At 69.3% G+C, this 13,632-nt stretch carries 14 protein-coding genes; 6 read left to right on the top strand and 8 right to left on the bottom strand.

Annotated elements, in window-relative coordinates; translation table 11 throughout:
* Nucleotides 1-37: 37 nt before the first annotated feature.
* Nucleotides 38-1,345, bottom strand: a complete 1,308-nt coding sequence (locus GV001_RS02285) for an MFS transporter (RefSeq protein WP_160077721.1) — start codon at nucleotides 1,343-1,345, stop codon at nucleotides 38-40.
* Nucleotides 1,346-1,651: 306 nt separating this feature from the next.
* On the opposite strand from GV001_RS02285, the gene GV001_RS02280 reads away from it, so the two are divergent.
* Nucleotides 1,652-2,056, top strand: coding sequence for an acyl-CoA thioesterase (locus GV001_RS02280; RefSeq protein ID WP_160077719.1), 405 nt, complete (start codon nucleotides 1,652-1,654; stop codon nucleotides 2,054-2,056).
* Between the two features lie 177 nt (nucleotides 2,057-2,233).
* The gene (locus tag GV001_RS02275) at nucleotides 2,234-3,136 is read left to right on the top strand and encodes a D-hexose-6-phosphate mutarotase (RefSeq protein WP_160077717.1); all 903 of its coding nucleotides are present in this window, start codon (nucleotides 2,234-2,236) and stop codon (nucleotides 3,134-3,136) included.
* A gap of 48 nt (nucleotides 3,137-3,184) precedes the next feature.
* Here GV001_RS02275 and GV001_RS02270 read toward each other — a convergent pair whose 3' ends face one another.
* The 7 genes from GV001_RS02270 to purE all read right to left on the bottom strand — a co-directional run bounded on the left by GV001_RS02270 (nucleotide 3,185) and on the right by purE (nucleotide 9,766).
* On the bottom strand, nucleotides 3,185-4,381 hold the full coding sequence (locus tag GV001_RS02270; RefSeq protein WP_160083125.1) for an ABC transporter permease: 1,197 nt from the start codon (nucleotides 4,379-4,381) through the stop codon (nucleotides 3,185-3,187).
* A 28-nt stretch (nucleotides 4,382-4,409) separates the two neighbouring features.
* Nucleotides 4,410-5,621 (bottom strand): ABC transporter permease, encoded by a 1,212-nt coding sequence (locus GV001_RS02265; protein WP_160077715.1) that lies wholly within the window; start codon nucleotides 5,619-5,621, stop codon nucleotides 4,410-4,412.
* Nucleotides 5,621-6,304, bottom strand: a complete 684-nt coding sequence (locus GV001_RS02260; RefSeq protein ID WP_160077713.1) for an ABC transporter ATP-binding protein — start codon at nucleotides 6,302-6,304, stop codon at nucleotides 5,621-5,623. The genes GV001_RS02265 and GV001_RS02260 overlap by 1 nt, the downstream gene beginning before the upstream one ends.
* Nucleotides 6,301-7,452, bottom strand: coding sequence for an efflux RND transporter periplasmic adaptor subunit (locus GV001_RS02255; protein ID WP_160077711.1), 1,152 nt, complete (start codon nucleotides 7,450-7,452; stop codon nucleotides 6,301-6,303). The genes GV001_RS02260 and GV001_RS02255 overlap by 4 nt, the downstream gene beginning before the upstream one ends.
* Before the next feature lie 133 nt (nucleotides 7,453-7,585).
* Nucleotides 7,586-8,119: a DUF3299 domain-containing protein gene (locus GV001_RS02250; RefSeq protein ID WP_160077709.1), complete on the bottom strand. Its 534-nt coding sequence runs from the start codon at nucleotides 8,117-8,119 to the stop codon at nucleotides 7,586-7,588.
* Between the two features lie 59 nt (nucleotides 8,120-8,178).
* Nucleotides 8,179-9,261, bottom strand: a complete 1,083-nt coding sequence (locus GV001_RS02245; protein ID WP_160077707.1) for a 5-(carboxyamino)imidazole ribonucleotide synthase — start codon at nucleotides 9,259-9,261, stop codon at nucleotides 8,179-8,181.
* Between the two features lie 16 nt (nucleotides 9,262-9,277).
* Nucleotides 9,278-9,766: a 5-(carboxyamino)imidazole ribonucleotide mutase gene (purE, locus tag GV001_RS02240; protein ID WP_160077705.1), complete on the bottom strand. Its 489-nt coding sequence runs from the start codon at nucleotides 9,764-9,766 to the stop codon at nucleotides 9,278-9,280.
* A 634-nt stretch (nucleotides 9,767-10,400) separates the two neighbouring features.
* Between purE and GV001_RS02235 the strand changes: the two genes are divergently transcribed.
* The 4 genes from GV001_RS02235 to GV001_RS02220 all read left to right on the top strand — a co-directional run bounded on the left by GV001_RS02235 (nucleotide 10,401) and on the right by GV001_RS02220 (nucleotide 13,630).
* Nucleotides 10,401-11,315, top strand: a complete 915-nt coding sequence (locus tag GV001_RS02235; RefSeq protein WP_160077703.1) for a glutamate/aspartate ABC transporter substrate-binding protein — start codon at nucleotides 10,401-10,403, stop codon at nucleotides 11,313-11,315.
* 172 nt (nucleotides 11,316-11,487) lie between these two features.
* Nucleotides 11,488-12,234, top strand: a complete 747-nt coding sequence (locus GV001_RS02230; RefSeq protein WP_160077701.1) for an amino acid ABC transporter permease — start codon at nucleotides 11,488-11,490, stop codon at nucleotides 12,232-12,234.
* Entirely contained in the window at nucleotides 12,231-12,899 is a 669-nt protein-coding gene (locus GV001_RS02225; protein ID WP_178091842.1) for an amino acid ABC transporter permease, read from the top strand. Before GV001_RS02230 ends, GV001_RS02225 begins: the two co-directional genes overlap by 4 nt.
* Nucleotides 12,896-13,630, top strand: a complete 735-nt coding sequence (locus tag GV001_RS02220; RefSeq protein WP_160077697.1) for an amino acid ABC transporter ATP-binding protein — start codon at nucleotides 12,896-12,898, stop codon at nucleotides 13,628-13,630. The genes GV001_RS02225 and GV001_RS02220 overlap by 4 nt, the downstream gene beginning before the upstream one ends.
* The last annotated feature ends 2 nt before the right edge of the window (nucleotides 13,631-13,632 follow it).

Here is a 13,632-nt window from a genome sequence, read left to right as displayed (position 1 = left end):
AGCCGTTGGGCTTCGGCGCTACGCGCCTCAACCCAACCTACGCCAGCACCTGCGCCGCATCGCGGCGCTGCCACAGCCAGCCGCCGATCAGCATGAACAGCAGGCACAGGGCACCGACATAGTAGGCCGGGCCCAGCGGGCTCCACTTCAATAGCAGGCTGACCAGGATCGGCGTCAGCCCGCCGCAGATGGCGTAGGCCAGGTTGTAGGAGAACGACAGCCCGGAGAAGCGCACCACGGCCGGGAAGACGCGAACCATCACCAGCGGAATCGCGCCGATGCTGCCCACGCCCAGGCCGGCCAGGGCATACAGCGGCAGCAGCAGTTGCGGCTGGCTGGCCAGGCTGCTGTAGAAGGCCCAGGAACTGAGCAGCAACAGCAGGCCGCCGAACACGAACACCCGGCTGGCGCCGAAGCGGTCCGCCGCCCAGCCGGCCAGCACGCAGCCCAGGCTCAGGCAGACGATGGCCAGGCTGTTGGCCTGCAGCGCGTCGGCCGGCTTGAAGCCATGCAGGGTCTGCAGCAAGCTCGGGGTCATCAGGATCACCACCACTATGCCGGCCGACAGCACCCAGGTCAGCAGCATGCACAGCAGCACCGCCGGCCTGTGCTCGCGCACCACCGCCTTCAGCGGCAGCTCGGCGGCCAGCGCCTGGCGCAGCTGCATCTCGGCGAACACCGGGGTCTCGTGCAGCCAGCGCCGCAGGTACACGGAAATCAGGCCGAACACCCCGCCGACCAGGAACGGGATGCGCCAGGCGTAGGCCGCCAGCTCCTCGGGGCTGAACACCCGGTTGATCAGGCTGGCGGTCAGCGAGCCGAGCAGGATGCCCACCGTCAGCCCGGCGGTCAGGGTGCTGCAGGCGAAGCCGACATGCCGCGCCGGCACGTGCTCGGCGACGAACACCCAGGCCCCCGGCACCTCGCCGCCGATCGCCGCGCCCTGCACCACGCGCAGCGCCAGCAGCGCCAGCGGTGCCCAGATGCCGATCTGCGCGTAGGTCGGCAGCAGGCCCATGAGCAGGGTCGGCACGGCCATCAGGAAGATGCTCAGGGTGAACATGCGCTTGCGCCCGAGCAGGTCGCCGAAGTGGGCCAGGATGATGCCGCCCAGCGGCCGCGCCAGGTAGCCGGCGGCGAAGATGCCGAAGGTCTGCAGCTGGCGCAGCCACTCGGGCATGTCGGCGGGGAAGAACAGCTTGCCGACCACGGCGGCGAAGAACACGAAAATGATGAAATCGTAGAATTCCAAGGCGCCGCCCAGGGCGGACAGCGACAGCGTCTTGTAATCGCCACGGGTCAACGGGCGCGCCGCGGGCGCAGCGCTGGAGGGCACGGAAGGCATGGTCGGCAGCATCTTCTAAGAGGTCGAGGGACGGCTGCCAGCGGCAGCCGGGGCACGATAGCAAATTGCAGCGGTCTTAGGACCTGCCGCCGCCGCGATGCTTCGGGGCTCCGAAAGCGCCGCCCGGGCCACACAATCGGACGACAAATGCAGAACCGGGCGGTCGTCGTCTGACGCGCCGCCCGATATACTGCGCGTCTGGCCCGCTGGGCCACGGGCGATTGCGCAAAGGCCTGGGCACCGGCCAAGCCTTTGCAGAATTTCCCATACCACTCCAAACATAAGAACACCGGCACGGGGCCCACCATGATCGAGCTCGAACAGGAAGATCCGATACCGCAAGGCGATCTGGCCCTGCAGCTGACCGCGCTGCCGCGCGAAACCAACGGCTTCGGCGATATTTTCGGCGGCTGGCTGGTGTCGCAGATGGACCTGGCCGGCACCGCCATGGCCAGCAAGGTCGCCGGCGGCCGGGTGGCCACCGTGGCCATCGACCGCATGGCCTTCCTGGTGCCGGTGGCCGTCGGCGCGCAGCTGTCCTTCTATACCCAGGCCCTGGAAATCGGCCGCAGCTCGATCCAGATGCTGGTCGAGGTGTGGAGCGACGACCCGCTGTCCAGCGAGTGGCGCAAGGTCACCGAGGCGGTATTCGTGTTCGTCGCCATCGACGGCAGCGGCCGCACCCGCCCGGTACCACCGCGCCGCGGCTGAGCCGGCCCTGGCACCAGCCATCCGTTTGCCGGTGCGCGCCGCCCCTGTATGGGGCGCGCGGACGCTCTAGCACGCCAGCGCCGGCGACAAGCCGCACCCGCCCACGCGCCGCTCCCCGGCACTGGCCTTTCGCCGGAGTCTGCGGTACACCTCTACTTTTAGCGTGTGGATACCGAGATGAACGCCCTCCCCTCTGTCGAACGCGTCGAGCTGGATGAACTGACCTGCTGGCGCGTGCATGTCGGCGACGCCGAACTGCTGGTGGCCCAGCAGGGCGCACAGATCCTGCATTACCAGCACGGCGCGCAGGCGCCGCTGATCTGGCTCAGCGAGCAGGCCGCCTACCACCGCGGCCAGTCGGTGCGCGGCGGCGTGCCGGTATGCTGGCCCTGGTTCGGCGACCTGCGGCGCAACCCGCCGGCGGTGCAGGCGCAGTACGCCGGCGGCACGATCAGCCCGGCGCATGGCGCGGTGCGCGGCCTGGACTGGCAGCTGCAAGGCATCGAGCAGGCCGACGGCGCGGTCAGCCTGAACTTCGTCTTCGACAGCCGCCAGCATCCCCTGTCCGACTGGCCGCATGCGGCCGAACTGCACCTGAGCATCCGCCTCGACCAGCAGCTGCACCTGAAGCTGGGCAGCCGCAACCTGGGCGACCAGCCGCTGGCGCTGAGCCAGGCGCTGCACAGCTACTTCGCCGTCAGCGACATCCGCCAGGTGAGCGTGCAGGGCCTGGACGGCTGCCGCTATATCGAGACCCTGGACAACTGGCAGCAGCACCGCCAGCACGGCGCCCTCGGCTTCGCCGGGGAAACCGACCGCATCTACCTGGACACCCCGACGCGCCTGAGCATCGTCGATCCGGGCTGGCAGCGGCGCATCCACCTGGATGCCTGGGGCTCGCACTCGGCCATCGTCTGGAACCCCTGGATCGACAAGGCCCGGCGCCTGTCGCAGTTCGCCGAGGACGCCTGGCAGCGCATGCTGTGTATCGAAACGGCGAACGTCGGCGACGACATCGTCACCCTGGCCCCCGGCGAGTCCCACAGCCTGCGCCTGACGCTCAGCAGCGAGGCGCTCTAAGAGCCCGTTCTAAGCCCCGCACCGGCAAGCCCGTAGCCAAGCAGAGGCCTATTCGCCGCGTAGCGCCTCCACCGGGTGCAGGCGCGCCGCCGCCCGCGCCGGGGCGATGCCGGCGAGTACGCCGATCAGCCCGGCCAGCAGCAGCGCCAGCAGCAGGAACGCCGGGCGCAGGGCCAGCGGCAGGCCCGGCACCGCCAGGTGCAGCACGCCGAGCAGCAACGCCAGCAACAGCAGGCCGAGCAGGCCGCCGGCCAGCGACAGCAGGGTGGCCTCGGCGAGGAACAACCCCAGCACCTGCCGCGGGCTGGCGCCGATGGCGCGCAGCAGGCCGATCTCCGCGGTGCGCTCGCTGACCGTGGTGGTCATGATGGTGAGGATGCCCACCGCCCCCACCAGCAGGGAAACCCCGCCGAGAGCGCCGACCGCCAGGGTCAGCACCGAGAGGATGCGCCCCAGGCTGGCGAGCATGTCGTCCTGGGTGGTGATGTTGAAGTCCTCCATGCCGTGCCGTTCGACCAGCAGCGTGCGGATGCGCTCGGCCAGCGGCGCCGAGCCGGTGCCGGCATTGAACACCACGTCGATCTCCATCAGCCCCTCGCGGTTGAACAGGCTCTGCGCCCAGTCCACCGGGATGTAGGCGATGTCGTCGAGGTCGAAGCCGAGCAGCTGGCCCTTCTCCGCCATCACCCCGATCACCCGGAAGCGCGTGCCGCCGATGCGCACCAGCTCGCCCAGCGGGTTGGCCGCACCGAACAGCTCGCGGTGCAGGGTGTAGCCGAGCACCGCGTAGGGCGGCGAACGGCCGTCGCGCGCCGGCGGCAGGAACTGGCCGAGGGCCAGCTCGAAGCGCCAGGCCTCGGCCAGCTGGTGGCCGCCGCCGATGATGTCGCTGCGCCGCGAGCGCTGCTGGTACTGAATGTCGCCGCTGCCCTGGATGATCGGCACCACCGCCTCGACATGCGCCAGCCGGCCCAGGGCCGCGGCGTCGCCCAGGTTGAGCGGGCGCACGCTGCTGAGGATGCCGCCCAGGCCGCCGGTCTGGGTCTTGCCCGGGTGGATGGCGATGATCCGCGTGCCGAACTGCGAAAAGTTGTCCAGCACGTAGCCGCGCAGGCCCTCGCCGATGGCGGTGAGCAGCGCCACCGCGGCGATGCCGATGGCCACCCCGAGCAGGGTCAGCAGGCTGCGCAGCGGCCGGCTGGTCAGCGCCGAGGCGGTCAGGGCGAAGCCATCGCGAAGGCGCATCATGGCCGGCGGACTCGGCGCGCGGCCATCAGCGCGCCGCCTGCGGACGCAAGGCATCCACCGGGTGCAGCGCCGCCGCGCGGCTGGCCGGCAGCCAGGCGAACAGCAGCGCCGTGGCCAGCGCCAGCAGCGCCGCACTGAGGCGCGCCCACCAGGGCGCATGCAGGGGGAAATCCCAGATCCAGCGCCCCAGCCACAGCAGCGCCTCGCCCAGCGCCAGCCCGGCCAGGGCGCCGGCGCCGGCCAGCAGCCCCGCCTCGCCGAGAAACAGCAGGCGCACCTGCGCCGCGCTGGCGCCGATGGCCTTGAGCAGGCCGATTTCGGCGGTGCGCTGGTTCACCGCGATCCAGGTCACGTTCATGATCAGGATGCCGGCCACCAGCAGGCTGATGGCGGCGATCCCGGCCAGGGCCAGGGTCAGCGCGCGGAGGATGTCGGCGAAGGCGGCGAGCATGGCGTCCTGGCCGATCAGGGTGATGTCGTCCTCGCCCTCGTGGCGCTCGCGAATGGTCGCGATGATCTGCGCCTTGCCGCTGGCCAGCAGGCCGGGCCCGCGCAGCTCGGCGAACACGCGGAACAGCCCCTCGCGGTCGAACAGCATCTGCGCGCTGGCCACCGGGATGATCAGCATCTCGCCGAAATCCATGCCCAGTGACTCGCCACGCTCGGCGAGGATGCCGACCACGCGGAAACGCCGGTCGCCGGCGCGCAGCCACTCGCCCAGCGCCGGGCGCGTGCCGAACAGCTCGCGGCGCAGCTTGGCGCCGATCACGCAGACCGCCCGCGCCTCGCCGAAGTCCAGCGCCGGCAGCGGCTGGCCCTGGCCGACCCGCAGCTGGCGGATGGCGAAGAACTGCTGGCTGGTGCCGAGGGTGAAGGCCTCGCGGTTGCGGTTGCCGACGCTGACCTCGACCTGCCCGGCCTGCAGCGGCGCCACCCGCAGCACCGCGGGCAGGCGGGCGATGGCCGCGGCGTCCTGCAGGGTCAGGTCGCGCGGCGCCAGGCCGGTGATCGGCGGCATGCCGCCGCTGGTTTCCTTGCGCCCGGGCAGGATGATCAGGGTGTTGCGCCCGAGCACGGCGAACTCGCCGAGGACATAGCTGCGCGCGCCTTCGCCGAGGCCGGTGAGCAGGCTCACCGCGCCGACCCCGATGGCCACCGCCAGGAGCAGCATCAGGCTGCGCGAGCGGTGCCCGCGCAGGCTGCCGAGGCACAGGCCGAGGGCATCGGCGGCGCGCATCAGTTCGGCTCCTGGCGGCGGTCTTCGACGATGCGCCCGTCGCGCATCAGCAGCTGGCGCCCGGCGCGCCGCGACAGCTGCGGGTCGTGGGTCACCACCAGCAGGGTCAGGCCCTCGCCGTTGAGCTCCTCGAGCAGCGCCACCACTTCGCCGCCGGTGTGGCTGTCGAGGTTGCCGGTGGGCTCGTCGGCCAGCAGCAGGGCCGGCTGCATGGCCATGGCGCGGGCGATGGCCACCCGCTGGCGCTGGCCGCCGGACAGCTCGCCGGGGCGATGGGCCTGGCGGTCGCCGAGGCCCAGGCGCTCGATCAGGGTGGCGCTGCGGCGCCGGCGCTCGCCCGGCTCGATGCCGGCCAGGAGCATCGGCAGCTCGATGTTGTCCCGCGCGCTCAGGCGCGGGATCAGGTGGTAGGACTGGAACACGAAGCCGATCCAGCGGCTGCGCAGCTCGGCGCGGCGCACCTCGTCGAGGGCCGCCGTGGCTTCGCCGCGCAGCCAGTATTCGCCGCTGTCCGGGGCATCCAGCAGGCCGAGGATGTTGAGCAGGGTCGACTTGCCCGAGCCGGACGCCCCGGTCACCGCCAGGTACTCGCCGGCTGCCACCTGCAGGTCCACCGCGTCGAGGCCCATCACCCGCTGATCGCCGAGCTGGAAGCAGCGGGTGACCGCGCGCAGCTCGATCATGGCGGGCTCTCCGCCGCCTCCTCGGGGCGCACCGCCAGGCCGTCGGCCAGGCCCTCCTGGTCCAGGCTGGCGAGGATCCGCGCGCCCGCCTCGACGCCACCCTGCACCTCGGTCCAGCGCCAGTTGCTCAGCCCCGTGCGGATGCGCGTTTCGCGCAGGCGCCCGGCCGCGGCGTCGTAGCGGTACAGGCGCTGGCCGTCGAGCAGGGTTTCGGTGGGCACGCGCAGCACCTCGCGCTTCTCCTCCAGGAGGATCTCCACATCGGCGCTGTAGCCGGTGAGCAGGGTCACCTCGGGCGGCACCTCGGCGAAGCGCACCTCCACGTCGACGGTGCGCGCCTGCTTCTCCAGGTCGCGGACGAAGGGCGCGATGCGGCTGACCTGGCCGGCGAAATGGCGGCCGCGGAAGGCGTCCAGGCTGATCCGCACCGGCATGCCGAGGCGCACCCGGGCGGCGTCCACCTCGTCGATCGGCGCCTCGACGTACAGGCAGCTGTCATCGATCAGGTCCACCGCCGGCGGCGTGGGGATGCCCGGCGGCGACGGGGTGACGTACTCGCCCAGCTCGCCGTTGATCTGCGCGACGATGCCGGCGAAGGGCGCGCGCAGGGTGGCCTGGTCGAGCAGCGAGCGCTGCAGCTCCAGCTGCGATTCGGCCTCGGCGATCAGCGCGGTGCTGGCCGCGCACACCAGGGCCGACAGGTTGGCGCGGGTCTGGGCCTGGTCCAGGCGGTCGGCGGCGGCCAGCTTGCGCTCGGCCAGGTGGCGCAGGCGTTCGAGGTCGCGGCGCTCCAGATGGGCCTGCTGGCAGCGCTGCTCGCGGGCATTGCGCTGCGCGGCCAGGCGCGACTCGGCCTCGCTGACGCGGGCCTGGCGGTCATCCTGGCGCAGGCGCAGGAGCACCTCGCCGGCCTGCACGCGCTGGCCCTCGTCGACCAGCAGCTGGCTGACCTGGCCGCCCAGGTTGAACGACAGGCGCGAGCGCCGGCAGGCCTTGAGGGTGCCGGCGCGGGTATTGGCCACCAGGGTTTCCACCGTGCCGCGCTCGACCGCCACCAGGCGCACCGGCAGCGGCTCGGGGCGGCTCCACCACCACAGCAGCAGGCCCAGCACCAGCAGCAGCGGGACGCCGAATAACAGTTTGCGCATGCCCATCTCCCAGGCTCCAGTCCATTCAGACTAGGTGCTGGTGGCGCAGATGTGCCAGAGATCGGCCGGTATGGGCGCGGGCGGAGGGTGCGCCGCGCGCACCAGGCCCCGCACCGACGCGCGGGGCGCGGGGTTACAGGTCTTCTTCCTCGACCAGGCGCACTTCGCCGCCGCTGATGGTGTAGGCGGCATCGGCCAGGTCGTTGCTGACCGCCTCGATCTTCAGCGTGCCGCTGACCCACAGGGGCGCGTAGATGTCTTCGAGGAGAATGGCCTTGGCCGGGCGCACCAGGATGATCTGGTTCGGCGGCGGCGGCGGCACGTGGATGCAGGCGCCCGGATAGGGCACCAGGAAAAACAGGGTGCTGCGGCCCTCGGCGTCGCTCTCCAGCGGCACCGGGTAGCCGCCCAGGCGTACCAGCTTGCCGTTGAGGTGGGGCACGGTCCTGCTCGAATACATCACCGCCGGCAGGTCCTTGGCCTGCTGCTTGAGACCGCCCTGCTGGCCGAAGGTACCGGCGCCTTCCGGCGTCTCGTGGCTGATTTCCGGCATGGCTTCGAGAGCCTTCTGGTCCTCGCGCGGCATCAGCTCCAGCCAGTCGGTTTCCCGCGGTTCGGCGTGAGCCAGCAGTGGCAGCAGCAACAGGGCAAACAGCATTCGGCGCATGACAACTCCCGGTACAGCGGTGCAGGTGCGGGACGGCGGGCTGCGCCGCCCCACCGGTCTCAGGCTTTGATCAGCGCCTCGACCTCGGCGATGCGCGCCTTCAGCGTGGCCATGTCGGCACAGCGCAGGGTGGCGTGGCCGACCTTGCGCCCGGCCTTGAAGGCCTTGCCGTAGTGGTGCAGGTGGCAATCGGCAATCGCCGTCACCTGCTCCACCGCCGGCACTTCGCCGAGGAAGTTGAGCATGGCGCTTTCGCCGACCTTGGCCGTGGAGCCCAGCGGCAGGCCGGTGACGGCGCGCAGGTGGTTCTCGAACTGGCTGCACTCGGCGCCTTCGATGGTCCAGTGCCCGGAGTTGTGCACGCGCGGGGCGATTTCGTTGGCCTTCAGGCCGCCGTCGACCTCGAAGAACTCGAAGGCCAGCACGCCGACGTAATCCAGCTGCTTGAGCACGCGACCGACATAGTCCTCGGCCAGCGCCTGCAGCGGATGCTCGGTGCTGGCGATGGACAGGGCCAGCACGCCGCCGTCGTGGCGGTTGTGCACCAGCGGGTAGAAGCGCGTTTCACCGTCACGGCCGCGCACGGCCACCAGCGACACTTCGCCGGTGAACGGCACGAAGCCTTCGAGGATGCACGGCACGCTGCCCAGCTCGGCAAAGGCACCGACCACGTCTTCGGGCTGGCGCAGCACCTTCTGGCCCTTGCCGTCGTAGCCCAGGGTGCGGGTCTTCAGCACAGCCGGCAGGCCGATGGCGGCCACGGCGGCGTCCAGGTCGGCCTGGGACTGGATATCGGCGAAGTCCGGGGTGGGGATGCCGAGGTCCTTGAACATCGACTTCTCGAACCAGCGGTCGCGGGCGATGCGCAGCGCCTCGGCGCTCGGGTAGACCGGGACGAACTGGGAGAGGAAGGCCACGGTCTCGGCCGGCACGCTCTCGAACTCGAAGGTCACCAGGTCGACATCATCGGCCAGGCGGCGCAGGTGCTCGTGGTCGTTGTAGTCGCCGCGCAGGTGCTCGCCCAGGGCCTGGGCGCAGGCGTCCGGCGCCGGGTCGAGGAAGGCGAAACTCATCCCCAGCGGAGTGCCCGCCAGAGCCAGCATGCGGCCCAGCTGGCCGCCACCAATGACACCGATCTTCATAGCTTCTGAGCCCCTGTCAGGAACGCGGATCCGGGTTTTCCAGCACCGCTTCGGTCTGCTCGGTACGGAACTGTTTGAGCTTCTCGTGGAACTGCGGGTGCTGGTGACCGAGGATGCTCGCCGCCAGCAGCGCGGCGTTGATCGCCCCGGCCTTGCCGATGGCCAGGGTGGCGACCGGGATGCCGGCCGGCATCTGCACGATCGACAGCAGCGAGTCGACGCCCGACAGCACGGCCGACTGCACCGGCACGCCGAGAACCGGCAGGTGGGTCTTGGCCGCACACATGCCCGGCAGGTGCGCCGCGCCACCGGCACCGGCGATGATCACCTGGATGCCACGGCTGTCGGCCTGTTCGGCGTACTGGAAGAGCAGGTCCGGAGTGCGGTGGGCGGAAACCACCTTCACTTCATAGGGAATGCCCAGCTTCTCCAGCATGTCTGCGGTGTGACTGAGGGTGCTCCAATCGGACTTGGAGCCCATGATCACGCCAACCAGTGCGCTCATCGTTTTGCCTCTGACTCGGGCGCCTGTCGGCGCGACAAAAACCAACAAGCCACGCATCGGGCGTGGCTTGTTATGTGCGGGCCAGGCCGCATGGGGCCTGGAGGCGGCGCAGTATACCGGAAAGCTACGGCAGTCGCGCCCCTGAGGTGACCGTTTGTCAGGGGGTGCTGGGCAGCGCTTGCAGAATTATCGCCAGGGAAACTCCCAAGCCACTCGGAGCCAAGTTCCCCGTCAGAAGGCTGAGCGCACCCCCCCCTACGCAATGACTCCACTCGGCCTCCTGATGGGGCGCTCGGAGTTGCCTGGGCGTTCATGGGAATGCCGGTTAAGGCAAAGGCACCCTACGTCTGAGCGCCCGTCCCCGTCCGCCAACCTCGCCTCGCGCAAACGTTCGGTTAACCGAACGCGCCATGCCGCCCGGTTCGCCCAGGCGAACGCGACGGCGGTCGAGGCTCACCGCAAAATCTTATTTAATCGTTTATTTTCAATAACTTAGCCAAAGAACGAGACATGTCGAAAGCCTGGCACACAACCTGCTCTACCTCACTGCAGGAACGCCATGAGCCTTCCACCACCCACGGGCACCGCGCCGCCCCCGACGGCCACCCGCATAACAACAAGAGTGAGGATCAGCATGTTCAAGAGCAATCTCTCCCGCGCCGTCAGCATCGCCCTGGCCGCCTCCCTGTGCAGCGCCCCGGCCCTGGCCGAGGAACTGACCGGCACCCTGAAGAAGATCAAGGACAGCGGCACCATCGTCCTCGGCCACCGCGACTCGTCCATCCCCTTCTCCTACTTCGGCAGCGACCCGCAGCAGCCGGAAGGCTACTCCCACGACCTGCAGCTGAAAGTGGTCGAGGCGCTCAAGCAGCAGCTGGGCCTGCCCGAGCTGAAGGTGCGCTATAACCTGGTGACCTCGCAGACCCGCATCCCGCTGGTGCAGAACGGCACCGTCGACCTGGAGTGCGGCTCCACCACCAACAACGTCGAGCGCCAGCAGCAGGTGGACTTCTCGGTGGGCATCTTCGAGGTCGGCACCCGCCTGCTGGCGAAGAAGACCACCGGCATCGCCGACTTCGCCGACCTCAAGGGCAAGAACGTGGTGACCACCGCCGGCACCACCTCCGAACGCCTGCTCAAGGCGATGAACGCCGACAAGCAGATGGGCATGAACATCATCTCGGCCAAGGACCACGGCGAGTCGTTCCTGATGCTCGAATCCGGCCGCGCCGTGGCCTTCATGATGGACGACGCCCTGCTCGCCGGCGAAATGGCCAAGGCCAAGCAGCCGGCCGACTGGGCCGTGGTCGGCACCCCGCAGTCCTACGAGATCTACGGCTGCATGGTGCGCAAGGGCGACCCGGCGTTCAAGAAAGTGGTCGACGACGCCCTCACCGCCACCTTCAAGTCCGGTGAAGTCAACGCCATCTACGACAAGTGGTTCCTCAATCCGGTCCCGCCCAAGGGCCTGAACCTCAATTTCCCGATGAGCGACGAGCTGAAGAAGCTGGTCGCCAACCCCACCGACAAGGCTGCCGAACAGCTCTGACGCGGTGCCACCGCGCCTCCACAAGGGGCGCGGTGCGGGAACCAGGGGGCGACCGCCCCCGCCTTCGCCAGATAGGACAGGGGCACCGCCGCTACCCGCGACGGGGGTACGCGAGTACCCGGCCACCCGTCCGCCTGGGCCTTGCATCGGCTTTATCCGAGGGGAAACCCACATGAATTACAACTGGGACTGGAGCGTGTTCTTCAAGTCCACCGGCATCGGCAGCGAAATCTACCTGGACTGGTTCGTCACCGGCCTGGGCTGGACCCTCGCCATCGCCCTGGCCGGCTGGCTGATCGCCCTGGCGCTGGGCTCGCTGCTCGGCGTGCTGCGCACCGTGCCGAACCGCTGGCTGAGCGGCTTCGCCACCTGCTACGTGGAGCTGTTTCGCAACGTGCCGCTGCTGGTGCAGCTATTCCTCTGGTACTTCCTGGTCCCGGACCTGCTGCCCGAGCCGCTGGAGATGTGGTTCAAGCAGGACCTCAACCCCGCCACCTCGGCCTACCTCAGCGTGGTGCTGTGCCTCGGTCTGTTCACCGCGGCGCGGGTCTGCGAGCAGGTGCGCACCGGCATCCAGGCGCTGCCCAAGGGCCAGCTGGCCGCCGGCTACGCCCTGGGCTTCAGCCTGGCGCAGATCTACCGCGACGTGCTGCTGCCGCAGGCCTTCCGCATCATCATTCCGCCGCTGACCAGCGAGTTCCTCAACATCTTCAAGAACTCCTCGGTGGCGTCCTTGATCGGCCTCATGGAGCTGCTGGCGCAGACCAAGCAGACCGCCGAGTTCAGCGCCAACCTGTTCGAGGCCTTCACCCTGGCCACGCTGATCTACTTCACCCTGAACATGAGCCTGATGCTGCTGATGCGCCTGATCGAGAAGCGCGTGGCGGTGCCGGGGCTGATCGCCATGGGAGGCAAATAATGGACTTCTCCGCTATCGTCCCGGCCCTGCCGGGCCTCTGGCAGGGCATGGCCATGACCCTGCAGCTGATGCTGCTCGGCGTACTCGGCGGCGTGCTGCTGGGCACCCTGCTGGCCATGGCGCGGCTGTCGCACAACAAGTGGCTGGCCAAGGCCGCGGCCACCTACGTCAGCTACTTCCGCTCCATCCCGCTGCTGCTGGTGATCACCTGGTTCTACTTCATGGTGCCCTTCCTGCTGCGCTGGATCACCGGCGAGGACACCCCGGTGGGCGCCTTCACCTCGTGCCTGGTGGCCTTCGTCATGTTCGAGGCGGCGTACTTCTGCGAGATCGTCCGCGCCGGCATCCAGGCCATCCCCAAGGGCCAGATGGGCGCCGCCAGCGCGCTGGGCATGAGCTACGCGCAGAGCATGCGCCTGATCATCCTGCCGCAGGCCTTCCGCAAGATGACCCCGCTGCTGCTGCAGCAGAGCATCATCCTGTTCCAGGACACCTCGCTGGTCTACACCGTGGGCCTGATGGACTTCCTCAACGCCGCCCGCTCGCGCGGCGACATCCTCGGCCAGGCCCATGAATTCCTGATCTTCGCCGGCCTGGTGTACTTCACCCTCAGCTTCGCCGCCTCGCAGGCGGTCAAGTTCCTGCAAAAGAGGTTAGCCGTATGATTTCCATCCAGAACGTCAACAAGTGGTATGGCGACTTCCAGGTGCTGACCGACTGCAGCACCGAGGTGCAGAAGGGCGAAGTGGTGGTGGTGTGCGGGCCGTCCGGCTCGGGCAAGTCGACCCTGATCAAGTGCGTCAACGCCCTGGAAGCCTTCCAGAAGGGCGACATCGTGGTCGACGGCACCTCCATCGCCGACAAGAAGACCAACCTGCCGCAGCTGCGCTCGCGGGTCGGCATGGTGTTCCAGCACTTCGAGCTGTTCCCCCACCTGACCATCGCCGAGAACCTGACCATCGCTCAGGTCAAGGTGCTCGGCCGCAGCAAGGCCGAGGCCAGCGAGAAGGGCCTCAAGCTGCTCGAGCGGGTCGGCCTCGCCGCCCATGCGCACAAGCACCCGGGGCAGCTGTCCGGCGGCCAGCAGCAGCGGGTGGCGATCGCCCGCGCCCTGGCCATGGACCCGGTGGTGATGCTGTTCGACGAGCCGACTTCGGCCCTCGACCCGGAGATGGTCAACGAGGTGCTCGACGTCATGGTGCAGCTGGCCAACGAAGGCATGACCATGATGTGCGTGACCCACGAGATGGGCTTCGCGCGCAAGGTCGCCGACCGGGTGATCTTCATGGACCGCGGGCAGATCGTCGAAGACTGCGCCAAGGAGGAGTTCTTCGGCGACATCAACGCCCGCTCCGAACGGGCCCAGCAGTTCCTCGCCAAGATCCTCCAGCACTGACA

The organism is Pseudomonas sp. 8AS (assembly GCF_902506505.1).
Taxonomy (GTDB): Bacteria; Pseudomonadota; Gammaproteobacteria; order Pseudomonadales; family Pseudomonadaceae; genus Aquipseudomonas.
Note: the sequence above shows the minus strand (reverse complement) of the source record. Positions and strands in the feature narration are given on the sequence as shown.

Coding starts and splice junctions, on each gene's coding strand:
- GV001_RS02245 (WP_160077707.1), bottom strand. CDS start 9,261: ATGAAGATCGGTGTCATTGGTGGCGGCCAGCTGGGCCGCATGCTGGCT.
- GV001_RS02270 (WP_160083125.1), bottom strand. CDS start 4,381: ATGCGCCTTCGCGATGGCTTCGCCCTGACCGCCTCGGCGCTGACCAGC.
- purE (WP_160077705.1), bottom strand. CDS start 9,766: ATGAGCGCACTGGTTGGCGTGATCATGGGCTCCAAGTCCGATTGGAGC.
- GV001_RS02250 (WP_160077709.1), bottom strand. CDS start 8,119: ATGCGCCGAATGCTGTTTGCCCTGTTGCTGCTGCCACTGCTGGCTCAC.
- GV001_RS02280 (WP_160077719.1), top strand. CDS start 1,652: ATGATCGAGCTCGAACAGGAAGATCCGATACCGCAAGGCGATCTGGCC.
- GV001_RS02285 (WP_160077721.1), bottom strand. CDS start 1,345: ATGCCTTCCGTGCCCTCCAGCGCTGCGCCCGCGGCGCGCCCGTTGACC.
- GV001_RS02260 (WP_160077713.1), bottom strand. CDS start 6,304: ATGATCGAGCTGCGCGCGGTCACCCGCTGCTTCCAGCTCGGCGATCAG.
- GV001_RS02230 (WP_160077701.1), top strand. CDS start 11,488: ATGAATTACAACTGGGACTGGAGCGTGTTCTTCAAGTCCACCGGCATC.
- GV001_RS02255 (WP_160077711.1), bottom strand. CDS start 7,452: ATGCGCAAACTGTTATTCGGCGTCCCGCTGCTGCTGGTGCTGGGCCTG.
- GV001_RS02235 (WP_160077703.1), top strand. CDS start 10,401: ATGTTCAAGAGCAATCTCTCCCGCGCCGTCAGCATCGCCCTGGCCGCC.
- GV001_RS02220 (WP_160077697.1), top strand. CDS start 12,896: ATGATTTCCATCCAGAACGTCAACAAGTGGTATGGCGACTTCCAGGTG.
- GV001_RS02275 (WP_160077717.1), top strand. CDS start 2,234: ATGAACGCCCTCCCCTCTGTCGAACGCGTCGAGCTGGATGAACTGACC.
- GV001_RS02265 (WP_160077715.1), bottom strand. CDS start 5,621: ATGCGCGCCGCCGATGCCCTCGGCCTGTGCCTCGGCAGCCTGCGCGGG.